The organism is Bacillus sp. FSL R9-9492 (genome assembly GCF_038007365.1).
GTDB lineage: Bacteria > Bacillota > Bacilli > Bacillales > Bacillaceae_G > Bacillus_A > Bacillus_A mycoides.
The window spans coordinates 3737308-3762070 of record NZ_JBBOXC010000001.1 but is presented as its reverse complement, the minus strand read 5'-3'; the positions used below and the strand labels follow the sequence as shown (position 1 = coordinate 3762070).

Annotated in this window: 21 protein-coding genes; all 21 read left to right on the top strand. The window is 32.1% G+C overall.

The window, feature by feature from the left end; genetic code table 11:
• Positions 1-181: 181 nt before the first annotated feature.
• The 21 genes from MKY70_RS19085 to MKY70_RS18985 all read left to right on the top strand — a co-directional run bounded on the left by MKY70_RS19085 (position 182) and on the right by MKY70_RS18985 (position 24735).
• Complete coding sequence (locus MKY70_RS19085; protein WP_341025540.1) at positions 182-922, top strand: YveK family protein; 741 nt, start codon at positions 182-184, stop codon at positions 920-922.
• Positions 871-1533 (top strand): CpsD/CapB family tyrosine-protein kinase, encoded by a 663-nt coding sequence (locus tag MKY70_RS19080; RefSeq protein WP_061689933.1) that lies wholly within the window; start codon positions 871-873, stop codon positions 1531-1533. The genes MKY70_RS19085 and MKY70_RS19080 overlap by 52 nt, the downstream gene beginning before the upstream one ends.
• Before the next feature lie 305 nt (positions 1534-1838).
• Positions 1839-3665, top strand: coding sequence for a polysaccharide biosynthesis protein (locus MKY70_RS19075; protein WP_341025538.1), 1827 nt, complete (start codon positions 1839-1841; stop codon positions 3663-3665).
• 32 nt (positions 3666-3697) lie between these two features.
• A complete protein-coding gene (locus MKY70_RS19070; protein WP_088031110.1) occupies positions 3698-4855 on the top strand; it encodes a glycosyltransferase family 4 protein in 1158 nt (385 codons plus the stop codon).
• Positions 4840-5949 (top strand): glycosyltransferase family 1 protein, encoded by a 1110-nt coding sequence (locus MKY70_RS19065; protein WP_341025537.1) that lies wholly within the window; start codon positions 4840-4842, stop codon positions 5947-5949. The genes MKY70_RS19070 and MKY70_RS19065 overlap by 16 nt, the downstream gene beginning before the upstream one ends.
• 5 nt (positions 5950-5954) lie before the next feature.
• The gene (locus tag MKY70_RS19060; protein WP_063225691.1) at positions 5955-6848 is read left to right on the top strand and encodes a glycosyltransferase family 2 protein; all 894 of its coding nucleotides are present in this window, start codon (positions 5955-5957) and stop codon (positions 6846-6848) included.
• 35 nt (positions 6849-6883) lie between these two features.
• Positions 6884-7945 (top strand): EpsG family protein, encoded by a 1062-nt coding sequence (locus MKY70_RS19055; protein ID WP_002014464.1) that lies wholly within the window; start codon positions 6884-6886, stop codon positions 7943-7945.
• Between the two features lie 35 nt (positions 7946-7980).
• A complete protein-coding gene (locus MKY70_RS19050; RefSeq protein WP_002128602.1) occupies positions 7981-9153 on the top strand; it encodes a glycosyltransferase family 1 protein in 1173 nt (390 codons plus the stop codon).
• Positions 9154-9272: 119 nt separating this feature from the next.
• Complete coding sequence (locus MKY70_RS19045) at positions 9273-10481, top strand: glycosyltransferase (protein ID WP_289404412.1); 1209 nt, start codon at positions 9273-9275, stop codon at positions 10479-10481.
• Positions 10482-10544: 63 nt separating this feature from the next.
• Positions 10545-11513 carry a polysaccharide pyruvyl transferase family protein gene (locus tag MKY70_RS19040; RefSeq protein ID WP_193658919.1) on the top strand — a complete coding sequence of 323 codons (969 nt, stop codon included), beginning with the start codon at positions 10545-10547 and terminating at the stop codon, positions 11511-11513.
• 43 nt (positions 11514-11556) lie between these two features.
• On the top strand, positions 11557-12825 hold the full coding sequence (locus tag MKY70_RS19035) for a hypothetical protein (protein WP_002128600.1): 1269 nt from the start codon (positions 11557-11559) through the stop codon (positions 12823-12825).
• An 18-nt stretch (positions 12826-12843) separates the two neighbouring features.
• Positions 12844-14403 (top strand): lipopolysaccharide biosynthesis protein, encoded by a 1560-nt coding sequence (locus MKY70_RS19030; protein ID WP_341025535.1) that lies wholly within the window; start codon positions 12844-12846, stop codon positions 14401-14403.
• A gap of 334 nt (positions 14404-14737) precedes the next feature.
• Positions 14738-16972, top strand: coding sequence for a right-handed parallel beta-helix repeat-containing protein (locus tag MKY70_RS19025; RefSeq protein ID WP_341026406.1), 2235 nt, complete (start codon positions 14738-14740; stop codon positions 16970-16972).
• 616 nt (positions 16973-17588) lie between these two features.
• The gene (locus tag MKY70_RS19020) at positions 17589-18194 is read left to right on the top strand and encodes a sugar transferase (RefSeq protein ID WP_085312159.1); all 606 of its coding nucleotides are present in this window, start codon (positions 17589-17591) and stop codon (positions 18192-18194) included.
• Positions 18181-19158, top strand: a complete 978-nt coding sequence (locus MKY70_RS19015) for an ATP-grasp domain-containing protein (RefSeq protein ID WP_341025532.1) — start codon at positions 18181-18183, stop codon at positions 19156-19158. Before MKY70_RS19020 ends, MKY70_RS19015 begins: the two co-directional genes overlap by 14 nt.
• Position 19159: 1 nt before the next feature.
• On the top strand, positions 19160-19855 hold the full coding sequence (locus tag MKY70_RS19010; protein WP_289405158.1) for an HAD family hydrolase: 696 nt from the start codon (positions 19160-19162) through the stop codon (positions 19853-19855).
• A 30-nt stretch (positions 19856-19885) separates the two neighbouring features.
• Complete coding sequence (locus MKY70_RS19005; protein WP_289404408.1) at positions 19886-21049, top strand: aminotransferase class I/II-fold pyridoxal phosphate-dependent enzyme; 1164 nt, start codon at positions 19886-19888, stop codon at positions 21047-21049.
• Between the two features lie 287 nt (positions 21050-21336).
• Positions 21337-23274 (top strand): lasso peptide isopeptide bond-forming cyclase, encoded by a 1938-nt coding sequence (locus MKY70_RS19000; protein ID WP_289404407.1) that lies wholly within the window; start codon positions 21337-21339, stop codon positions 23272-23274.
• A 15-nt stretch (positions 23275-23289) separates the two neighbouring features.
• A complete protein-coding gene (locus MKY70_RS18995; RefSeq protein WP_000712621.1) occupies positions 23290-23415 on the top strand; it encodes a paeninodin family lasso peptide in 126 nt (41 codons plus the stop codon).
• Between the two features lie 77 nt (positions 23416-23492).
• The gene (locus MKY70_RS18990; RefSeq protein ID WP_341025526.1) at positions 23493-24464 is read left to right on the top strand and encodes an aldolase; all 972 of its coding nucleotides are present in this window, start codon (positions 23493-23495) and stop codon (positions 24462-24464) included.
• The gene (locus tag MKY70_RS18985; protein WP_289404405.1) at positions 24427-24735 is read left to right on the top strand and encodes a lasso peptide biosynthesis PqqD family chaperone; all 309 of its coding nucleotides are present in this window, start codon (positions 24427-24429) and stop codon (positions 24733-24735) included. Before MKY70_RS18990 ends, MKY70_RS18985 begins: the two co-directional genes overlap by 38 nt.
• The last annotated feature ends 28 nt before the right edge of the window (positions 24736-24763 follow it).

Sequence of the window (24763 nt, the reverse complement as noted above, 5' to 3'; positions counted from 1 at the left end):
AGTGTCAGCAGGAAGTAATTTAGTGAAAATAATTTGTATTGACTCGTTCTATATAAAGAACTAAAATGGCATTAACTAGAAATGTTTGTATATTTAAAAGAATAAAAATATTGTTTTTTTCTTAAGTTTTCGATGCCAATTTCAAGTTGAAGCTCATTGGTTTTAAATGAGGAGGGAAGTTATGGATAAGGAAATAAATTTGAAAAATCTATTTACTATTATACGAAAAAGAATTTGGATACTTCTATTATTTACAACTCTCACTACAGTAGCAGGAGCGATGTATACTATATATGTAAAAACACCATTATATGCCTCTTCAGCAAGGGTTATTGTTCAAGCTAATGCTGAAACGATGAATACATTGAAAGCGATGGTAAATGAACCTGTAATATTAGAAAAAGTGGCTGCTGAATTGAATATTAACAGATCTGCAGGTGCATTAAGTGGACAAATAAGTACAGAAAGTGTGCAAGGGTCCCAGATTATGAGAATAAATGTAGTGGATATAGATCCTGTGCTTGCTCATAAAATTGCAAATACTACAGCCGCTGTTTATAAGAAAGAAGTAGCGAATATACTGAATTTTAATAATGTGAGTATATTACCAGAAGACCCAGTTCAAAAAAATTCTATGCCTATAAATATAAATCACTTTAAGACGATACTAATTGCATTCTCTATAGGTATGGTGCTCAGTATTGGATTCATTTTTTTATTGGATTCACTTGATGAGAGAATCCAATCGGAACGGCGAATTGAACAATTGTTAGATGTCCCTGTTTTGGGCGGAATATCTAAAATGAATAGAAAAAATGTGAAAGACAAATTTAGTGAAAAAAACACAGTGGTACTGGGGGAGGGAACGGAGTGGCTTACAAAAATAGACGAAAAACAAATAAAGTTAAAGGAGAAAGTATAATTGTACATACCGCTCCAAGATCGAAAATTTCGGAGCAGTATCGTTCGCTTCGAACAAACCTTCAATTATCTTCATCTATTCATAAAAGCAGAACTATAGTTATTACTTCTCCGAGGTATGGTGAAGGAAAATCAACGATTACAGTTAATTTAGCAGTCTCAATAGCACAAAAAGGTGAAAAAGTATTGGTAATAGATGCAAATTTACGAACACCAACGATTCATGAAATGTTTGGATTAGAAAATACAATTGGATTAATTGATATATTGAACGGAAAAACAACTTTAGAGGGCGCCGTGAAAAAAACAGAGATGGAAAGTCTGGATGTATTAACTAGCGGACCGGTACCATTCAATCCATCCGAAGTACTTAGTTCGAGTGCAATGGATATGTTAGTTCAAAAGGCAATGGAACGATATGATATTATATTATTTGATTCTTCTCCTGTACTAGAAGTAACAGATACAAGTGTATTGGCTGATAAGTGTGAAGGTGTATTATTGGTGATACGTTATAATCGTACTGTGAATGAAGATGCGCTTGAAACGAAAAGGGCGTTAAGTTTTACGAAAAGTAGGATATTAGGTGCGATTTTGAATGGAAAAGTATAAATAACATAAATGTACTTTAGAAAAATAAATTTAATATCCTTATATCAAGATGTTCTTTATAAAGAATTTTTTAAAGGGATACGATGTGGTGATGTCTCCTTACCGCTATCAACGGAGGCACTCGATTATGCTGTGGGTTGTGAAAACAACCTTAGATGCGAGTCATCAAGAGTGTAATGTGAGGCCGGGTTAGATGCCCATGTTTTATTAAAGTTTCTAACTATGTGCTTTTAATAAAGAGAATATAGTTAGAAACTTTAAATTTGAAAGAGTTAAGTATGGAATTGATTAAAGGAGGAAGTTACATGACGTATCGGCGGAGGATATCGTTATTGCTTTTAATGGATTCAATGATTGTGTTAAGTGCTATTTTCTTTAGTTATTTCTTTGTAAATGCTAGCTTTAGTGTTATCACTTTATCATCAATTATTAGCTCTATCACTCTACTAGTCAGTCATCATTTATTTGCTTTAATATATAAGTTGTATAATAAAGCTTGGGAATATGCAAGTATAGGAGAATTACTCATTATATGCAAAGTTGTTACATTTTCTATAATTGCTACAGCAGTTGTGCAGCAACTAATCATGCAAAAAATGTATTTTCGGCTGTTAGTTGTAACTTGGATGATTCATATTTTATTAATTGGTGGTTCACGTTTTATATGGAGAATGTACAGAGATATTTATTATGTAAAAAAGGGTGATAAAAAAAGAACGTTAATTGTTGGTGCGGGATCTGCTGGGACAATGGTTGCAAGGCAGTTGTTAAAGAATAGTGCTGCCGAATTAATGCCAGTCGCATTTATTGATGATAATGTAAAAAAACATAACCTTGATATTTGGGGTATTCCAGTAATTGGTGGTAAGAATCAAATTGAGTATGTTGTTAAAAAACTGAATATTGAAATAATAATTTTAGCAATTCCTTCATTAAACAAAAGAGAGCAAAATGTTATTTTGAAAAGATGTTTAAAAACAGAAGTGAAAACTCAAATTCTTCCGATGTTAGAAGACTTAGTAACGGGTAAAGTATCGGTGAACGAATTCAGAGATGTTCAAGTAGAAGATTTATTAGGGCGCGATCTTGTAGAACTTGATGTGGATGTTATTTCAGATTATATAACTAACAAAGTTATTTTAGTTACTGGTGCAGGAGGTTCAATTGGTTCGGAAATTTGTAGACAAATTGCAAAATTTAGGCCGAAAAAGTTGATTTTACTAGGGCATGGGGAGAATAGTATTTATTCTATAGAAATAGAATTAAACAGAAAATATGGAGATATGAAAGGCACGTTTATTCCTGAAATCGCAGATATACAAGATGAAAAAAAGATGAATTTAATAATGAATAAACATCTTCCAAATGTTGTATATCATGCAGCTGCACATAAACATGTACCACTAATGGAGAATAATCCTGAAGAGGCTGTTAAAAATAATTTGATTGGAACTATGAATGTATCAGAGGCAGCGAGAGCACATGGAGTAGGAACGTTTGTTATGATTTCCTCTGATAAAGCTGTGAACCCGACGAGTGTTATGGGAGCAACAAAGAAATTAGCTGAGATGGTAATTCAACATAAAGATAAAATAAGTCATACAAAGTTTGTTACTGTACGCTTTGGGAATGTCTTAGGAAGTAGAGGGAGTGTTATACCTTTATTTAAGAAGCAAATTCAAAATGGTGGACCAGTTACAGTTACTCATCCTGATATGGTTCGGTATTTTATGACAATCCCGGAAGCATCAAGACTCGTAGTGCAAGCTGGTGCTTTAGCTAAAGGTGGAGAGATTTTTGTATTGGACATGGGAGAACCAGTGAAAATAGTCGACCTTGCCAAAAATCTTATTCGATTATCAGGAAATTCTGTGGATGAAATAGGAATAGAATTTACTGGTATACGCCCAGGGGAGAAACTTTTTGAAGAATTACTAAAAGAAGATGAAATGAATGAAAAGCAAATTCATCCGAGGATTTACGTAGGACAAGAAATGAATGTTCGTATAGAAGAAATTGAAGAGTTTATTTTAAGTTATACAGATTTAAACGAAGTAGAATTAAGAAAACGATTGTTAAAGTTAGTAAATCAGCGTAAAACTTTAAAACTGTTAATACCTGTATCAGGTTAATAGAAAAAATTTATATAAGACGGGTGCGTGGGATGGTGTCTAAAAAAGTTCTGTTTTGTGCAACTGTAGATTATCATTTTAAGGCTTTTCATTTACCGTATTTGAAATGGTTTTCAGAACAAGGATGGGAAGTACATGTTGTAGCGAGTGGGAATATACATCTTCCGTACGTAACTCGAAAATATAATATTCCTATTCAAAGGTCACCTCTTAGTATACAAAACCTCCACGCATATAAAAAACTAAAATCAATTATTGATCAAAATAAATATCATATCATTCATTGTCATACGCCTATGGGAGGAGTAATTGCTCGTTTAGCTGCTCAGAAAGCCAGGCAGCAAGGAACGAAAGTTGTATATACAGCACATGGATTTCACTTTTGTAAAGGATCACCGTATATGAATTGGTTGCTTTATTATCCAATTGAAAGAATTCTAGCTTCTCATACGGATTGTCTAATAACAATTAATCAAGAAGATTATGATTTAGCAGTTAAACATCGCTTTCCAGTGAGAGATATTAAGCTAGTTCACGGTGTAGGAATAGATGTACAACGGTTTACTCCTGTAACTGAAATTGAGAAACGGGAATTAAAGCTACAATGTGGCTATAAATCACAAGATTTTTTAATGTTTTATGCTGCTGAATTTAATAAGAATAAAAATCAAAACTTTTTAATCCATGTATTAGCACAATTGAAAAATGAAATGCCACATGCGAAGCTTTTGCTTGCTGGCGAAGGACCGTTAATGGAAGAGTGTAAAAAAATAGCTACTCAACTAGGAGTGACTAACATGGTTCATTTTCTCGGTTACAGAAATGATATAGCTTCCTTACTACAGATGTCTGATCTTGCAGTTGCATCTAGTTACAGGGAAGGTTTGCCAGTTAATATTATGGAAGCCATGGCTTGTGGGCTTCCGGTTGTAGCTACTGATAACCGGGGACATAGGGAATTGATTATTAATAATAAAAATGGTTGGATTGTAGATCGTGATGATATAAAAGCAATGGCTGACAGGATAAAGGGTATTTCTATAAATCCTAAAGTATTAGCTCAGATGGGGCAGTATGGATGTACTAGTATTAAAAATCAATATTCAGTAAATGAAGTGTTAAAGGAGAAACAAGAAATCTATACAACATTTATGGGTGAAATGGAGGATTTAAATTGGGCACTCCATTAAGAGTATTACATGTAGTCGTAAATATGAATAGAGGCGGAGCGGAAACTTTAATTATGAATTTATATCGCAATATAGATCGTTCCAAAGTTCAATTTGATTTTTTAACATGTAAAGAAGGAGTGTTTGATGAAGAAATAGTAAAGTTAGGCGGGGAAATTCATAGAATTCCATATGTTACGGATGTTGGTCATAGAGGCTATATAAAGGCATTAAATACCTTCTTTAGCTCTCATCCGCAATATAAAATCGTTCATTCACATATGGATAAAATGAGTGGATTGGTACTTCGTTCAGCTAAAAAAGCAAGGGTGCCAGTTAGGATTGCACATAGTCACAATACTAGTAGTGAAGGTGGTGCTACTGCAAAAATCTATAAATGGTATGCAGGAAAATCTATAGGTACATGTGCAACGCATTTGTTAGCATGCTCAAATGCAGCTGCGAGATGGTTATTTGCAGATAAAGCTGATACAGCTAGAATCTTAAAAAATGGAATTGATTGTGATAGATTTTTGTTCATTCCAGAAATGAGAAAACATGTAAGAGAAGAATTACAGCTTGAGCAAGACGCTCTTGTTATTGGCCATGTTGGAAGATTTGCTCATCAAAAAAATCATGCTTACCTTATAGAAGTATTTGCGCAGTTAACTCGATTTAGGCCGAATTCAATTCTTTTATTAGCTGGCGAAGGGCCACTTCGTATGGAAATTGAAAATCAAGTGAGGGAATTAAATTTGGAGAAGCATATAAGGTTTCTTGGGATACGAGCTGATATAGAAAGGATACTTCAAGCATTTGATGTATTTGTTTTTCCATCCATACATGAGGGATTGCCACTTACTCTCATAGAGGCGCAAGGAGTTGGTTTGCCTTGTATTATATCGGATGCTATTACGAAAGAAGTGGATTTGGGAATGAATCTAGTTGAACATGTTCCTCTAGCAGATAAAATGGTTTGGATAGAAAAAATGAAAAATATAGAAATTAGTAATTTTCCGAGGGAAATACCAGCTCAAGTATTTTTGGAGAAAGGCTACGATATAAAACATACGGCAGAATTAACTCAAGACTATTATTCCGTACTTTCGAGGTGAGTAATTTGGAGAATTTAACGATTTTCACCCCTACTTATAATAGAGCATATTGTCTTACAAATTGTTATGAGAGTTTAAAACGTCAAACATGTAAGAATTTTATTTGGTTAATAATAGATGATGGATCTAGTGATAACACAAAAGAATTGGTGGATAGCTGGATTGCTGAAAAATATATAAAAATTATGTATCATTGGCAACAAAATCAAGGGATGCATGGTGCTCATAATACAGCATACGAAATGATTGATACGGAGTTAAATATTTGTATTGATTCTGATGATTATATGCCAGACGATGCTGTAGAAAAAATCCTTTCTTTTTGGAGTAGATATGGGAATGATGAAGTTAGTGGGATAATTGGATTGGATTTGTATACAAATGGGCAAATAATTGGCTCAAAGTTACCAGAAAACCTTAAATATTCCACGTTGTTTAATCTTTACAACAAACATAGTGTCACAGGTGATAAAAAATTGGTCTATCGCACAGAATTGACTAAGAAATATCCATACCCAATTTTTAAAAATGAAAAATATGTTGGGTTAGCATATAAATATTATATGTTAGATCAGCAGTATGAGATGTTACTGATGAACGAACCTCTTTGCTATGTTGAATACATGCCTGACGGTTCATCAATGAATATGCTAAATCAATATCGTAAAAATCCAAGAGGTTTTGCTTTTTATCGTAAGGAACTTATGAAATTACCATTTACTAATCGAGTATTCAAGTATAGGCAAGCTGTACATTATGTATCTAGTAGTTTTATAGCGAAAAATAAAAGATTTATGCAAGAGTCGCCATGCAAAGGTCTTACGATTTGCGCATTGCCATTTGGAGTTATTCTTTATAGTTACATTACAATGAAAACAAGAATGGAAGTAAATATATAGGGATTTACTTAGTAAGTAAATGAGAGGACATAATAATGACTATACTTTGGATGAATCTTTTTATCGTATTCATACTCGCATTTTTTGCAAGGTATTTTGCTATACCTGTAACTAATAATTTTACATTGATAAAGCCAAATAGATTATTGGTTTTAATGGCGGCTCTATCACTTGTATTGGTAGCGGGACTTCGGAATAATATTGGGGATACTTATTTTTATATGCATGCATATAAAATAACGGAGTTTAATTGGGAGTATGTTCAAACTAACAAAGACATGGGCTTTAATATTTTTCAAATGGTTTTGAAAAAATATGCGGATGATCCTCAAGTAATGGTTTTTACTACAGCATTGATAACAAATGTACTCATTGTAGCAACACTATATAAATATTCAAGACTAATTGAATTGAGTTTATATGTTTATATTACGTCGGGTATGTATTTAACATCAATGAATGGGATTAGGCAATATTTAGCCGCTGCAATTATTTTTGCTGCCACAAAATATATTTTTGAAGGAAAATGGAAAAAATATATGGCAATTGTATTATGCGCATCAACATTTCATGCAAGTGCATTAGTTCTTATGCCAATCTACTTTTTTGTAAGAAAAAAAGCCTGGTCAGGAACGACATATTTGCTTCTTTTTTTAGCAGTATGTGTAGTTATAGGTTTTAATCAGTTTTCGGAAGTTTTATTTTCGGCAATTGGAAATACTCAATATGGTCAATATAAGGAATTTCATGAAGGTGGTGCCAATATACTTAGGGTTGCTGTGAGTATAGTGCCAATTATACTGGCTTACCTTGGGAAAGATAAAATGAGGGCGTTATTCCCTGAAAGTGATTATATTGTAAATATGTCTATATTAGGTCTTGTTTTTATGATTATTTCAACACAAAATTGGATATTTGCTAGATTCTCCATATATTTTGGATTGTATCAGTTAATATTAATTTCTTGGGTTGTGAAGTCATTTACAGATAAAGATCAAAAGTTGATTTATTATGCAGTTCTAGTGTGCTATTTTATTTATTTTGTATATGAACATGTAATTACTCTGGGAATTATCTATAAGAGCAACCTACTTTGATAATAAAGTGCAAGATGCTGGGAGAGGATTGTTAAATGGGGATAGATTCTAAGCTTAGACCTAAAAATAAAAAGAAGGTTTTACACATTGTCAGCGCTCTGAATCGCGGGGGAGCTGAAACGTTACTAATGAATATATATAGGAAAATAGATAAGAGGCAGCTTCAGTTTGATTTTGTATCTCATCGAAATGAGAAAAATGATTATGAAGATGAAATAATGGCGTTAGGTGGGAGAATATATAAGGTACCTAGTTTAGGACAAATAGGACCTTTTTCCTATGTTAAAGAACTTGTGAAAATTATGTCGGATAATCAATATGAAGTTGTACATGCACATACGGATTATCAAGGTGGTTTCGTTGCTGTAGCGGCAAAAATAGCTGGTATAAAAAAGAGGATTTGTCATTCGCATAGTAATAATTGGCCACAAGACTCTGGAATAAAAGCAAGAGTTATCCTAAAGGTTTTGCAATCTATTATTAAATATGCTGGAACTAATTATTGTGCGTGCAGCGTTGAAGCAGCACGTTTTTTATTTGGCGAAAGGATGCTTCATAGTGAGAGGATAGAACTAATTAAAAACGGTATAGATATTAATCAATTTACTGATATAGACGCTGGGAGTAGTGTCAGCGTAAGAAGGGAACTTAATATACCGAATGCAACAAAATTAATAGGACATATAGGAAGTTTTTCAGAGTCAAAGAATCATATTTTTATCCTAAAAGTTTTAAAGCAAATTTTAAAACGAGATTCAAATTTTGTTGCTATTTTAGTAGGAGATGGCCCGTTAAGGATTTCTATTGAATTAAAAGCAAAGCAATTAGGGATTTTTGAAAATATTAGATTTTTGGGGGTTAGGAAGGATATTCCACGACTCATGAAGAGTTTTGATGTTTTTATTTTTCCTTCTTTGTTTGAGGGGTTTGGTATTGTAACTTTAGAAGCGCAATCTGCAGGTGTACCATGTGTTGTAGCAGATACGCTACCTAATAATACTGATATGGGGTTAGGGATAATGTCATTTGTTGACTTAGATGAAGAAATTGAAATATGGTGTAAAGAAATTTATAAAGCCTTGTTAAAAGAAAGACCTGACAGGGAATTCATAATTAACAATATATCGAAATTAGGCTTTGATATTAACGATAACATTTACGAGTGGCTATCGTTATATGGAATTGTGCGCAAGGAAGAAATAGGATAATCTAATTTATTTTCATTTTATATGTCTGATGTATAAGGAGATTTGTTGAGCGTAACAGCAAAATACAAATATAAAATGAGGAAGAGAAATCAATAATAGATTTTGTGAGGTATCCTATAATGAAAAAGAAAAGAATATTAATTACATCTTTTGATATGGAAATTGGTGGAGTAGAAAGAAGTTTGATTGGTTTATTAAATACAATTGATTACAGTAAGTATGATATAGATTTAATGTTATTTAAACATGAAGGTGGATTTTTCTCTTTACTACCTAAAGAGCCGAATTTATTAGAGGAATTGCAACAATATACTACTTTTAGAAAATCAATTAAGCAGATATTACAAGAAGGACATTACTCAATTGGGATTACTAGGATAATAGGGAGAATTATGGGCGTTATGCATGGGCGATATGTAAATAGTAAAGAACCTGGATACTTCGTTATTCAATATGGATGGAGAATATCTCTTCCATTTCTTCCAAAGTTGAGAGAAGAGTACGATGTTGCGATAAGTTTTTTATGGCCGCATTATTTTATAGGGGATAAAGTTCGAGCGAAAAGAAAAATTGGGTGGATTCATACTGATTATTCGAACATACAACTTAACAAAGAAATGGAATGTAAAATGTGGAGGAAAATGGATGATATTGTGGCGGTTTCCGAAAGTTGTAGAGATACATTCCTGAATAGTCTGCCTTATATTAATAAAAAGGTGCAAGTGATAGAAAATATAATAGATTCTGAATTTGTTCGCGAACAATCTAATGAAGGAGATATTACTCAGGAAATACCAATAAATAGAGAGCGAATCAAGTTAGTTACTGTTGCTAGACTTTCTCATGCTAAGGGAATTGATGACGCTATATATGCGCTTAGAAAACTATTAGATCAAGGGTATGATATCGAGTGGTACATAGTTGGATATGGGCCTCAAGAAGCGGAACTTAAATTGTTGATAGATAAATTAGGACTTCAAGATGAATTTGTTTTACTAGGTAAGAAGATTAATCCGTACCCGTACATAAAAGCATGTGATATTTATGTACAACCTTCTAGATACGAAGGGAAGGCAGTAACTGTTCGGGAAGCGCAAATTCTTAAGAAACCAGTATTAATAACTAATTTTTCAACTGCCAAAAGTCAGCTGGAGAACGGGGTAGATGGATATATTTGTCCAATGGGTATAAAGGGAATTGTCGAAGGAATAAAAAAAATGATTGATGATGTTGAATTCAGAAGTGAAGTTGTTAATAATGTAAGCCAAAAAAATTATGGTAATGAAATAGAAGTGGAAAAGATATATAGGTTAATTGAATTAGAATAGATTAAGTTATAAAACTAAAAAATCTTTTACTATTTATAAAAGATACTTGGGGGAATTATTTTTATGGAGAATGTTTTAGTATTAGATACATCGGTAGGTTCTCTTAACAAGGGTGACGATATAATAATGAAGTGTGTAAAGCATCATCTTTCTGATATAACTAAAAATGCATATGTTTTAACATTACCTACTCATGTTTCACCTTTTCATTGGTACCAAGTAGCGAGAAAATCAAATAGGGTAAAGATTTATAGTGATGCGAAATATAAGTTTGTAGGTGGTTCGAATTTGCTAGCAATGGATATGTTTACGCACTTTCCGCAGTGGAATATTAATATATTTAATTATGGTCCTTTAAAGGGGAGTATTCTGGTTGGAGTTGGTGCAGGAAAAGGGAATAAAATAAATCCCTATACAAAAATGTTATATAGAAAAGTTTTATCACATGAATATATACATAGCGTTAGAGATGAAAGAACAAAAAAAATTTTAGAAGAAATGGGCTTTAAAGCTCTAAATACTGGTTGTGCAACTTTGTGGTCTTTTACGCATGATTTTTGTAGGGGAATTCCAAGTGAAAAATCGGAATCGGTTGTTTTTACACTAACCCATCATTCTAAAAATCGTGAAAAAGATCAATTATTGATAGATACACTTAACAAAAGTTATGAAAATGTCTATTTTTGGATACAAGACGCAGATGATTTTGAATATTTAAAAACTTTAGAGGGTATACAGGACATAAAAATTATACCTCCTACTATAGAGGCGTATGAAAAAATCCTAAATACAGCCGTCGATTATATTGGAACACGTTTACATGGCGGCATATTTGCTATGCGTCATAAAAAACGTGCAATAATTATCTCCATAGATGAAAGAGCTAAGGGGATGGGCGAAACGTATAATTTAAATCTGATTGATAGGGAAGATTTAAATAATCTTGAAAAAATGATAAATTCAGAGTTTATCACGGATGTTCAAGTGAATTTTGATGTAGTAAATCAATGGTTAAAACAGTTCTCTAATTAATAAATGTACTTTGATAAAAATGGCGATTTATTAGGAGGCTCAAATGAATAGTATAATTCTCGATAAAATTGTCGTAAGAAATAATAGAGTTGATTATTCTTTTAGTATTAAGGGGGATTTACAAAAGTATTTTAAGACAAGTAATCATATGTTTCTTGAATATAACTATGATGTATCTGATATCCCTTTAAGTATTTTGGCTATTCCGTTTGTTGCAAATGTAGTTCCTCTTGTATGGATTACTAATTCAACAATAGTAATAAATGAACTAGATAAATCTTTTTATATTTGTTTAAATAATATAAAAAATGCATATCAAAACATGTTTCCTGGTGTGAAATTTAAAGGATCCGTGGATGTAGGAGAAATTATTGATAATGTTTACATTCCGGAATTTGAAGCGGCATCTTTATTTAGTGGGGGATTAGATGCACTTACTACATTTATAAGAATAAAAGATAAAAACCCCTTGCTAGTTACTGAATATGGATGGCATGAAAATGAAATAGAGGGTAGTAAAGTATGGGAGGCAGATAAAGAAAATGCCATAAATTTTGTAAAGGATAATGGACTAGAAAATATTTTTATACAATCCAACTATGGGACCTTTATAATTGCAGGGAACATTGACCATGATTTTAGAGAAAAGTTAAACGATACATGGTGGCATGGATTGCATCATGGTCTAGCAATAATATCTGCAGCTATTCCAATAGCTTTTAAACTTAAGATAAAATGTATATACATTGCAAGCTCTAATTCTCCATTATATCAAGTTACTTGTGCATCTGATCCAACTGTGGATAATGAAATAAAATATGCATCTGGAACAGTATTTCATGATGGATACGAACTTACTAGGCAAGAAAAGATTAAAGTTGTTGTGGACCATTATTCAGCTAGTAAAGAACCTGTTAATATCAGGGTATGTTTTAAAAATGAAGAAAATTGTTGTAAATGTGAAAAATGTTTAAGAACAATTATGGGAATTATTGCTGAAGGGAGAGATCCTCGTGAATATGGTTTTAATATTCCAAGTAATCTTTATCAGTACGTTAAAACTTCTTTAAATAGTGAGGTGAAGTTTTTTACTAATACATTCATTGAAATGTATTGGAATTTAATCCAAGTGCGAATGAAACAAAATTGTGATTGTATTACAGATAAAAATTTACTAAATTGGTTTCTAGATTATGATTTCAAGGCGCAACGAAGAAAAGCGTTATTAAAATACAGGATAACAAAGTTTTTCCCTATTTTAAAGAGGAAGATTAGTGCCAAATTTAGTAGAGTGGGTACGCAAAACAACTAAAATATAGAAGGTATTACGATGAGAATACAAAATTCCTTAAAAAATATTTTATTCGGTTTGTCTGGACAAATAATTAGTATTGGCATGGGATTTGTTGTTCGAACTGTTTTTATTTATACACTCGGTATAGAATATTTAGGTGTGGATGGGCTTTTTACAAGTATACTATTGATGTTTTCCCTAGCTAATTTAGGCTTTGATACAGCTATAATTTATAGTTTATATAGGCCATTAGCTGAGAAGGATATCTATAAAATACAGGCATTAATGAATTTATATCAAAAAGCATACAGATTAATAGGAGTAGTAGTTTTATTATTAGGGTTATCTCTATTACCATTTCTTGATTATTTAGTGAATGCAGATACTATGATTAAAGACATTAACATTATCTATCTTTTATTTTTAATAAGTTCGGTGTCATCATATTATTTTGTATATAAGCAATCTATTATTATTGCTGATCAAAGTAACTATATCATTTCTAAAATACACACTTTGTTCATAATTATATCTAACGCATTACAAATTGTTTTATTAATAATTATTAGTGATTACATTGTAGTACTGATAGTTCAATTAACATTGAAAGTAATTGAGAATGTATATATTGCAAATAAGGCAAATAAATTATATCCATTTTTAAAAGAAAAAAATAATGCGAAATTATCTAAGGCAGACAGACGAGAGTTTTTTGAGAATTTGTATTCCTTGTTACTATATAAAATTAGTGGTGTAGTAATTAATGCAACAGATAATATAATTATATCGAAATTCATTGGAATTATTTGGGTTGGTGTGTATTCAAATTATTTGTTGATCTTAAATACATTAAATACCTTATTAGGCTATTTGTTTTATTCTATCACTGCTAGTGTTGGAAATGTGAATGTGAAAGAAAATGCAGAAAAAAAATATTTTATTTTTCGTGTAATTAACTTTTTTAATTTTTGGATATATGGATTTTGTACAGTTTGCCTTTGGAATTTGATAAATCCATTTATAACACTCTGGTTAGGTGAGGAATATGTGTTTAATAAGTATGTATTATTTTTCATATTACTTAATTTTTTCACTTCAGGAATGCAAAATACAACTACAATTTTTAGAGAAACCACAGGTTTATTTAAAAAAGGGAAGTATAGACCTATCATAGCGGCAATTATAAATATTGTAGTTTCTATAATTTTCGCGAAACAAATAGGAATAGCAGGAGTGCTTTTAGGGACTGTTATTAGTAGATTATGTACTTACTTTTGGTATGATCCTTATATTATATTTAAAATGATTTTTAAAAAATCTGTAAAAGTATATTTTATTAGATATATTTTGTTTGTAGTGCTTGTATTATTTTCTGTTATAGCAACGGATTTTATTGGTTATATTTTTCACATAAATATATTTATGGACATGGTAATACGTAGTATTTTGTGCCTGATTATTCCGAATTTGATCTTTTGGATGGTATTTAAAGAGGCGGAAGAGTATAGATATTTCCTTAATTTAACCCGAATATTAATAAAAAAAATAAAGTCGAAAATATTAACTCGGAAAGTTTCGAATGATAATTATCCATAAATTATTATTTTGTTTTTTCCATATCACAGTAAAGAATGCTTTATTTGCGGAAGAGATTTTAGGTTGTTCTGAAAATAATAGTAGGGGAGTTATGTATAAAGAGCATAGTGTCTTTTTAATAAAATTGTAAGTTTAAATAGTATAAATAAAAGGGTATTGAAATAAAAACAGCTAGTAAGAATAGATCTATTTAGGAAGGAGAAAGGAATTGTGAAAAGACTTTCTAAATAATGGATCTCTAAAAACAATAAAAAGTGATGTTACTTCTCTTATATCCAATCAATTTACCTTATGAAACATAAGATGTAGAAAAGCAAAAAAGAGGTGTGAATTGATGTGGAGAAGAAGGGATAATCTTGGGAATTTGAATGATTTAGATTTGGTGTCCAAGCCTCCTTTTCATAATGACATTTTAACTTATGATAGTACGCAATTAAAATGGATTCCAAAATCATTTGAAGCTACAAATTCTACAAGTATATATGTATTAGAATTAGATAGATGGGATGTTAAGAATGATGGGACTGATGCTATCAATACTTCCAAAGGTATTAATAATGCTTTAGTTTGGGCGGCTCAACAAGGTTATACGGAAGTTGTGTTACCTAGAGGAATATATTTGATTGATAAACAAACACCCATCGAACCACCAAGTCATTTAACTTTGAATCTAAACGGTTCAACATTAAAAATGGAAACAAATAATTTGACTGGATATGCAATTATAAGTTTTCGTAGAAATCAAGTATATTCTAGGATAACAAATGGTATTATCCAAGGAGATAGATATACACATGATTATTCTAGTGGGGGAACACATGAGGCAGGGTACGGCATTGAATTGGGGAGTTTTACTCCACCTGCTGATGGGGGGAACAATACACGGTTTGTATCTTTAGATAATCTAGATATTTTAGATTGTACAGGAGATGCCATTACACTGAACAGTACTTTTGGGCAGATTTCACCTTTTCCTACAGCATTAGCAAGTTCATTTGAACAGGGAGCAATTAATACAACAGATGGTTCATTAGTAAGTAGTACAACAAAGATACGTTCCAATTTGCAAATTGATATGACCCAAGTGGCTATTGTAAAGTATGGTTACTTTGGATTATATGGAAATGGATTTGGAGCATTGGGTTCTGAAATAAAATGCGATTATTATGATGTCATTTTTTACACTTCAAATAATATATTTTTATCTTCAAAAACCAATGTACAATTCTTTGATGAAGTAGAAGTCCCTAATGGAGCAAGTTATGCTAAAATTGTTTTGCATCAAGGGAATGTTCCTGCTCCTGCAAATTGTTTAATAAATGTTCGGGTGCCTTCTTTTTCACAATATACTTATATAGAAAAATGTAATTTACATGATTGCCGTAGACAAGGGATTAGTGTATGTGGGGCAAAGAATGTATATATTCGAGATAATGATATTCATCACATCGCAGGTACCAATCCACAAAGTGGACTAGATATTGAAGATGGATATGATTTAAATCAATATATATACATTGAAAGAAATAATTTTCATGATAATAAAAATTATAATATTATTGTTGTAAATGGGAAATTTATCTATATATCGAATAATTCTATTATGAATACCACTTCAAATGCTTATGTTGGGCTATCTATTAATGGTGGTGCAGATAGGGTAATCGTAACAGGGAATAATATCCGATTAACCAAGGTCTCTTTGTTAGGAGATGTTATTTTTTCCAATAATTATGTATACGGAGCGCAAGTAAATGTTCAAGGTGTATATGTAAATCGACCTATTAATATATTAGATAATATTTTTTCTAATAGTAAAATGATTATTGATACCCCCTTTCCATATGCGGTTAAAGTTGATTCCTGTCGCTTTATAAACGATGCAGATAAACTAAATTCCTTGTCATCATTGTATCAGTGGACATTAGAGATGAAAAATGAGCCGCAAACTATCTCAAATTGTATATTTGAAGGACAAGACGTTTTGTATTTAAATTATGTACCAGTAGGAACAGTTAAATCAGGATGGATATTTGAAAATATTATATTTAATAATGTTAAAAACCCAACCTTAGTTGCAGGGACATATACAAATTGCTTTTTTAAGGACGTAACCTTTTTGGGGATAACAAGTACAGGAAGCACTTTAGAATTAAAAGATTGCAAGTTCTTTAGTATAGATAGAAATAACACGTTATTTACAGTGAATAACCTCAAAGCATTCAAGATGATGGATTGTCATATAGAAAAACCAAATGGTACGGTCTTGAATATTCAAAATGTATCTGATGAAATAGTGTTAAGGGGAAATACTATAAAAATTACAAATGATACTCTTCAGAGAGCTATTATTGTTTTGGATGCAGCGTTTACTGGTAAGCAAGTGATAATTCAAAATAATATTATAAATTCCACAAATTTGATGCAAGTTGGGATAGATAATAGAACAACGAGTATTACACCCCTAGTAGTAATTCAAAACAACGTGTTGAATAATGCGAAAATTACAATTACAGGGAGGGAATTTCTGCAAGGGAATATAGTTAATGGTGTAATAGATCCAAATTAATGCATGGTGATAATTAAATTCTCATAATTCCAAAAAATTATGAGAAATGAAGTAGAGTGGCTCTTAATAAATATGTCCATAAAGTATTATATAATGGTACATGGAAGGATTTTGTCCAATGTAATTATTCGAAATAGTCTAATTCCTAATAGATAATAGGTTTATTGACTTTTAGTTACTACTATAGAATAGAGAAAAGCTATTATGTTTTTTATAAACATAATAGCTTTTTATTATTACGTTAACTGCATACTAAAAAATAGTGTGTAGGAGAATTTTTAAATAATAAATGGATTTTTTAATATACTACTAAGCGTTGTTTATAAAACTGTGTTTGTGAATATATTTTTTGAGATTTTTACAGTGTGTAATAGTCTCTTGGATAAGCATTTGGAAAAATATATTTTGCACCTATGTGTATTGCTTTCTTCTACTTATTAAGTTTTAAAGCTGTGTACTATAGAAAATGTTTGCAGGTGATAAGTAAAGAGAAATTGAATACAATTCTTTAATTACAACTTAAGAATACTTGATTTCAATCCGTAATGAATACTTTGTAGATTATTTAACTTTGGAAAAGCATTTGTAATAATTTAAGATGGGGGAATGATTGGTAATGAAGAGACTGTTTGATATCTTTATTTCTTTATTATTATTAATTTGCTTTTTTTTCGTTATTCTTTTAGTAGCAATTATAGTTAAAACTCAGATAGGATCACCCATTTTATTTAGACAACAACGTCCAGGGTTACATGGAAAACCTTTTTATCTTTATAAATTTCGTACGATGACCAATGAGCGAGATAGTAATGGGGAGCTGTTACAAGATCACGCTAGATTAACTAAAGTTGGAAAATTTCTTAGAAAATATAGTTTAGACGAATTACCACAATTAATAAATGTGCTAAAAGGTCAATTAAGTTTGGTGGGCCCCCGCCCATTATTAATAGAATATATGCCTTTATATTCGAAAGAGCAAGCTAAAAGGCATAATGTAAGACCCGGAATCACTGGATGGGCTCAAGTTAATGGAAGAAATAGTATCTCATGGGATGAGAAATTTAAATTAGATGTATGGTATGTTGAGAATCAAAGTTTTCTTTTAGATTTGAAAATTTTATATCTAACTTTTAGTAAGGTTTTAAAGTCGGAAGGGATAACAAATAATAAGCATGTGACTATGCCAGTTTTTAAGGGGGGAATCGAGCATGGGGGGGAATAAAATGAATATTTTGTTTACTAGCTCTGGTAGGAGGGTCACCTTAATTAAAAAATTTAAGGAAGTACTTAAAAAAGAAGGAATCAAAGGAAAAATCTTTACTGCAGACTTAAAAGAAACTGCTCCCACCATTTACTTTAGCGATAAGCATTTTATTGTTCCGCGTGTAAATGAAGAGGGATATATAAATGAATTATTAAAAATATGTAAATCCGAAATGATAAATCTAATAATTCCGTTAATTGATACAGAATTAACCCTTATGGCTAATAATTCGAAGGTTTTCGAAGGTATTGGTGTAAAAGTATTAGTTTCCAGTATGGAATTAAATAAGATTGCTAATAACAAAAAATACACATATAACTTTTTTGCATCTAATAATATACCAACACCTAGAGTATATAGTGATGAAGAGATTGGAAGAAAAGAATATCAATTTCCACTATTAATTAAACCTTATGATGGCAGTTCTAGTAAAGGTGTAACAAAAATAATGAATGAAAAGGAATTGGAATTTTTTAAGGATTATATACCTAACGCTATGATACAAGAGTACGTTTCAGGAGAAGAATACACTATAGATGTCATGGTAGATTTCTGTGGGAATATAAAAACAATCGTTCCTAGATTGCGTATAGAGACACGAGCAGGTGAGGTAAGTAAAGGTATGACCAAGAAGGATTTTGATATCATCCAAGCAGCAGAAACTGTAATAAAAGCTCTTCCTAATCCTATTGGGTGTATTACTTTACAATGTTTTAAAAAGGAGGATGGACAAATTACGTTTATTGAAATAAACCCTCGTTTTGGAGGAGGAATACCACTATCAATAGAAGCAGGAGCGAATTTTCCACTTTGGACAATTAAAATGTGTCAGGGGGAAGTCTTTATAGATAAGGACTTTAATTGGAGAGAAAATTTAACAATGCTTAGATATGATGAAGCGGTTTTTATGGAGAGTATTTAAGATGATGATTAAAGCAATTGTTTTTGATATGGATGATACTTTATATAAAGAGAAAGATTATGTTGTAAGTGGTTTTAAAGCAGTGGATGATTGGATTAAAGAGAAGTATAAGAAAACCGGATTTTATAATATTGCAATTCAATTATTCGATTCGGGGGAAAGAAGGTTCGTGTTTAATGAAACACTAGAAAAGTTAAACATTCCTTACGATGAAAAATTGATTAGTAATTTGATAGAACAGTATAGGTTTCATAAACCAGATATTCAATTGTTGGATGAAGCGGATTGGGTACTAAATAATTTAGTTAATACCGTTAAAATAGGACTTATTTCAGACGGATATTTAGTTGCCCAAGAAAAGAAAATTAATGCATTAAAGTTAAAAGAGAGATTTCATTCGATAATTCTCACTGATGAGCTGGGAAAAGAATATTGGAAGCCGAGCCAAATTCCTTATGAAAAAATAAGTAAGGAACTACAGGTGCCTCATCAGCAATGTGTCTATATAGGAGATAATTTAAGTAAGGATTTTATAACAGCCAAGAAATTGAAATGGTTAACGATCCATATTAATAGAGAAGGTGGAATTCACCATAATCTTATAGTTGAGCAAGATTATAAAGCACATTATACAATTGATAATTTAAGGAGATTATCTGATATATCTGTATTAAAGCATATGTTTTTAGATACATAGTATTTAAATATGTATAAAGGATGTGTTTACATGCACACAGTTCAGCATAAAAAGCGAATTTACCTTTCCTCTCCGCACATGAGTAGGAATGAACAAAAATATATTCAAAATGCATTTGATACAAACTGGATTGCCCCTCTTGGCCCAAATGTTGATGGATTTGAAAGAGAACTTGCATCTTTTGTAGGAGTGAAAGGTGGGGCTGCAGTTAGTTCAGGTACGGCTGCTATTCATTTAGCTTTGCGATTATTAGATGTCCAAAAGGGAGATACAGTGTTTTGTTCAAGTTTTACTTTTGTAGCGAGTGCGAATCCGATTGTTTATTTGGGAGCTGAACCGGTGTTTATTGACTCGGAACCAGAAACATGGAATATGTCACCGCAAGCGCTAGCGCTTGCATTATATGATGCTAATAAAGCAGGGAAATTACCGAAAGCTGTCATTCTTGTTCATTTATATGGTCAGAGTGCTAAGTTAGATGAAATTCTTTCGCTCTGTAATCAATATGATGTTCCTATAATCGAGGATGCAGCAGAATCTCTAGGTTCTACATATAAAGGAAAAGCAAGCGGTACATTTGGTAGGTTTGGTGTTTATTCATTTAATGGAAATAAAATTATTACAACTTCAGGTGGTGGAATGCTAGTTTCTAATGATGTAGAAGCATTAGAGAGAGCGAAGTTTTTAGCGACACAAGCAAAGGATCCAGCGCCACATTATGAACATAGTGAGATAGGATATAATTATCGAATGAGTAATATTTTAGCTGGTATTGGTAGAGGACAATTAGAAGTGTTAGAAGATAGGGTGAAAGCTAGAAGGTCTATATATAAACGGTATTACGCAGCGCTATCTCACATGCCAGGATTTTATTTTATGCCTGAATTAGAAAATACACGCTCAAATCGTTGGCTTACTACACTGACAATTGATGAAAAGGAATCTGGGATCTCTATTGGGAAATTATTGAGAACTTTAGCAGAAGAGAACATTGAAGCGCGTCTTATGTGGAAGCCACTTCATATGCAGCCGCTCTTTAAAGAGAAGAAGTATTATCCGCATAGCAAAAATGAAGATGTGTCGCAGTACCTATTTCAAAGTGGGATTTGTTTGCCTTCAGGATCTAATATGTTAGCTGAAGATCAACAAAGGGTAATTCAAGGCATTTTAAAAGCTGTAGAATGGAAGAATTAAAAGTAAGTAAAAGTGGAATTAGATTTGCATACGTACCACCATTTGTTCTTTATAATGAATTTTTAAGGGGGCTGTTTGGGGGCATTCAGTTTCAATTGACATAAAAAAGGGATAATTATAGGCTTTTAATATCTATATCTTAGTCTGAAAGTAAATTTAAGCATGTAATTGAGAAAGTAATAAAACAAATAATTTCGTTCGTTAAAAAGAATGATAAAGAGGTATGTTTAACGAATTTAATATGTAAATAGTATTTGTAGTAACTTTTCATATATTAGGAGGAAGAAATGAGCGCTATAGCTGGCATTATTCACTTTACTAATGAGCCTGTATCAATTGAGCACGGAAGAGAAGTAATGAGTCGTTTATACAAATATCCTGCCGATGATATTCAAATATGGCACAAAGAAAATGCTTTTCTAGGATGTCATGCACAATGGATTACACCAGAGTCAGTTGGTGAACAATTACCCTTTTATAATTATGAAAAGCAACTGGCAATTACAGCAGATGCTATTATTGATAATCGTGATGAGTTATTTGAAAAATTACAAGTGGATTATTCGGATAGAAAAAACATGACAGATAGCGAGTTAATTTTACTCTCTTATCAGAAATGGGGGGAAGCGGCTCCAAAATATTTGGTAGGCGATTTTGCCTTTATGATTTGGGATGAGAAAAAACAAATTCTTTTTGGTGCCAGAGATTTTTCAGGAAGTCGGACACTTTATTTTTATCGTGGTGAGGAAAAATTTGCTTTTTGTACTATTATAAATCCGTTATTTTCTCTACCATATGTTGAGAAGAAATTGAATAAGCAGTGGATTGCTGAATTTCTAGCTATACCTGTAAATTTCGAATCGGTAGATCCACAGTTAACAGTTTACAAATATATAGAACAAGTGCCTCCATCACACACTATTTTGGTAAAGGAAGGCGAAGTGAAGTTTTCGCGATACTATACACCAACTGTTGGGGAAATGCTTAATTTAAAATCAAATGAAGAGTATGAAGAGGCGTTTCGAGAGGTGTATCAAAGTGCAGTGAAGGCACGTTTACGAACACATCACCAAGTAGGAGCTCATTTGAGCGGAGGGCTAGACTCAGGTTCTGTCGTTAGTTTTGCTGCAAGTGATTTACGGGCTGAAAATAAAAAATTACATACGTACAGTTATGTTCCAGTAGAAGGATTTGAAGATTGGACACACAAAGGTAGAATAGCTGACGAAAGACCATTTATTCAATCGACTGTCGAGCATGTAGGGAATATACAGGATTATTATTTAGAATTGCCGGAGAGAAGCCCACTATCGGAAATTGATGATTGGCTGGAAACAATGGAGATGCCATATAAATTTTTTGAGAATACTTTTTGGTTGAGTGGAGTTTATGAAAAAGCATCTCAGAATGGAATAGGAGTACTTCTTAGTGGTCAAAGAGGTAATTGGACAGTATCGTGGGGACCTATTTTAGATTACCAGGCAATGTTATTGAAAAAGCTACATTGGATTCGTTTTTATCGTGAACTACATTTATATAGTAGAAATATAGGAGTGAAAAAATCACGTGTTTTTGAAGTGGTAAGACGAAAGGCATTTCCATTTTTGCATCAGTTACTTTTTTCAGGGAAACAAGATGCAAATTCCGCAATAATTAATCCGGAATTTGCAAGGGAAATGAATGTTTTTGACAGACTCAGAGAACAAGACATCGATATAACAGGCACCTCTATCTCTAATGCATATGACATGAAAAGAGAACAGTTTGAAAAACCATATTATTGGAGCATAAATGGAACGTATGAAACGAAATTATCATTACGTTATGCTTTATGGGATCGTGATCCCACAAATGACTTACGATTGATTCAATTTTGTTTGTCAGTTCCAGAAGAACAGTATGTTCAAAATGGTTTGGATCGAGCCCTGATCCGGAGAGCCACAAAGAATTTCCTTCCTGATAAAGTAAGATTGAATCAACGGGTTCGAGGTATTCAAGGTGCAGATGGTGTTTACCGTATGGCTCCTTTTTGGAATGAATTTATTGAGGAAGTTGAAGAACTTAGTGTAGATCCAGTAATTTCTGAATTTCTAAATGTCGAGGTAATTAAGAAAGCTATCTCAAAAATTTGTAAAGAACCTCGACCAGAATATGCATTTGATTTAGATTTTAGAATTTTAATGCGTAGCTTAATCTTCTATCGATTTATAAAAAAAGCAATGTGAAAGGAGGTGATACGTATGAAAAAGGAATGGAAACAACCTGTATTAGAAGTACTTAATATTAATATGACTATGGCGGGGCCTGGGCATAAATATCCAGATGCTGTTCAACCTGACCCAGATGATCCAGTGAAGTACAGTTAAGTCATTGGAAAAATAAAGCTCTTATATAGCTTTATTATATAAGAGCTTTCAAAAAATTGACAATGTGGGGGGATAGGATGTTTGATTCTATGGGGAATGTGTTATATCAAGCCTTCGGGTTAAAAATAGTAAGTGAAATCCCATTACCTGAATTGTCTCAGCTGAATGAAAAAAAAGAGATGGCGGATGTTCAAGTTGAAATAACTGATTTGTCAGAACAGTGGGGTGAATATAACGCAGAAAAGCAAAAAACAATAGTAGTGGAGGATGATATAGTTATGTTTCATGTTCCTCAAACTGCAATATTCGCTATACAATCAGGTGAGAAAATCACCTTTTCACCTATGGCAAATGCAGAAGAAGATAAAATTCGACTATATATTTTGGGAACTTGTATGGGGGCGCTTTTAATACAACGTAAAATACTCCCATTGCATGGGAGTGTAATTGCCATAGATGGGAAAGCATATGCATTAATTGGTGATTCGGGAGCTGGAAAATCAACGTTAGCCTCGGCTTTTTTGAATAAAGGATATAAGCTTTTAAGTGATGATGTAGTTGCTGTGTCTCTTTTGAATAAAAATACTACAATAGTTCATCCTTCTTACGCACAACAAAAATTATGGCAAGAGAGCATAAATGAGTTAGGAATGGAAGTAGCGCAATTTAGCCCTTTATTTGAAAGGGAAACGAAGTATGCTGTTCCTGTGAATTCTCAATTCTTTCCTGATCCATTACCTCTTGCTGGTGTTATTGAATTAGTAAAAACGCAGGGAGAAGATATCGAGATGACCCGTATAGAAGGGCTCGCACGCTTGTATAAATTATACCGCCATACTTTTAGGAATTCTTTGATTTCTAAATTAGGATTGATGGAATGGCATTTTGAAACTTCATCTAATATTGCAAGTGGAATGGAAATGTTTCAAGTAAGCCGCCCGGCTTCAAGATTTACAGCTCATGAGCTTGTGGAAGTTATTTTAAATACTATACAGAAAGGGAGTATGGTTGATGGTTGTCCACTCGAGAAAAATATCATTAGAACATAACGTTGTCCAAAGTAAGGGTAATATAGTAAGCGATATGGATGGAGAAAAAGTTATGTTAAATGTCCAGAAAGGAAATTACTATAACTTAGGTGAAATAGGCGGAGAAATATGGGAGCTTATTGAAAAGCCAATAATAATTAATCAGCTTGTTACTATGCTAGTATCTAACTATGATATTGAACGAAAAGATTGTGAAGAGCAAGTTCTTTCCTTTTTAGAGCGTTTATTTCAAGAAGGTTTAATTCAAATAAAAGATCAATCTAATAGATAGATTCGCAATTTCAAGAGAACTGTTAGGA

What these genes read in the sequence shown, in the direction of transcription:
- MKY70_RS19075 (WP_341025538.1), top strand. Translation starts at nt 1,839, where the DNA reads ATGACGTATCGGCGGAGGATATCGTTATTGCTTTTAATGGATTCAATG.
- MKY70_RS18995 (WP_000712621.1), top strand. Translation starts at nt 23,290, where the DNA reads ATGAAAAAGGAATGGAAACAACCTGTATTAGAAGTACTTAATATTAAT.
- MKY70_RS19055 (WP_002014464.1), top strand. Translation starts at nt 6,884, where the DNA reads ATGACTATACTTTGGATGAATCTTTTTATCGTATTCATACTCGCATTT.
- MKY70_RS18985 (WP_289404405.1), top strand. Translation starts at nt 24,427, where the DNA reads ATGGTTGTCCACTCGAGAAAAATATCATTAGAACATAACGTTGTCCAA.
- MKY70_RS19030 (WP_341025535.1), top strand. Translation starts at nt 12,844, where the DNA reads ATGAGAATACAAAATTCCTTAAAAAATATTTTATTCGGTTTGTCTGGA.
- MKY70_RS19000 (WP_289404407.1), top strand. Translation starts at nt 21,337, where the DNA reads ATGAGCGCTATAGCTGGCATTATTCACTTTACTAATGAGCCTGTATCA.
- MKY70_RS19020 (WP_085312159.1), top strand. Translation starts at nt 17,589, where the DNA reads ATGAAGAGACTGTTTGATATCTTTATTTCTTTATTATTATTAATTTGC.
- MKY70_RS19040 (WP_193658919.1), top strand. Translation starts at nt 10,545, where the DNA reads ATGGAGAATGTTTTAGTATTAGATACATCGGTAGGTTCTCTTAACAAG.
- MKY70_RS19050 (WP_002128602.1), top strand. Translation starts at nt 7,981, where the DNA reads ATGGGGATAGATTCTAAGCTTAGACCTAAAAATAAAAAGAAGGTTTTA.
- MKY70_RS19005 (WP_289404408.1), top strand. Translation starts at nt 19,886, where the DNA reads ATGCACACAGTTCAGCATAAAAAGCGAATTTACCTTTCCTCTCCGCAC.
- MKY70_RS19010 (WP_289405158.1), top strand. Translation starts at nt 19,160, where the DNA reads ATGATGATTAAAGCAATTGTTTTTGATATGGATGATACTTTATATAAA.
- MKY70_RS18990 (WP_341025526.1), top strand. Translation starts at nt 23,493, where the DNA reads ATGTTTGATTCTATGGGGAATGTGTTATATCAAGCCTTCGGGTTAAAA.
- MKY70_RS19070 (WP_088031110.1), top strand. Translation starts at nt 3,698, where the DNA reads ATGGTGTCTAAAAAAGTTCTGTTTTGTGCAACTGTAGATTATCATTTT.
- MKY70_RS19045 (WP_289404412.1), top strand. Translation starts at nt 9,273, where the DNA reads ATGAAAAAGAAAAGAATATTAATTACATCTTTTGATATGGAAATTGGT.
- MKY70_RS19085 (WP_341025540.1), top strand. Translation starts at nt 182, where the DNA reads ATGGATAAGGAAATAAATTTGAAAAATCTATTTACTATTATACGAAAA.
- MKY70_RS19035 (WP_002128600.1), top strand. Translation starts at nt 11,557, where the DNA reads ATGAATAGTATAATTCTCGATAAAATTGTCGTAAGAAATAATAGAGTT.
- MKY70_RS19025 (WP_341026406.1), top strand. Translation starts at nt 14,738, where the DNA reads ATGTGGAGAAGAAGGGATAATCTTGGGAATTTGAATGATTTAGATTTG.
- MKY70_RS19015 (WP_341025532.1), top strand. Translation starts at nt 18,181, where the DNA reads ATGGGGGGGAATAAAATGAATATTTTGTTTACTAGCTCTGGTAGGAGG.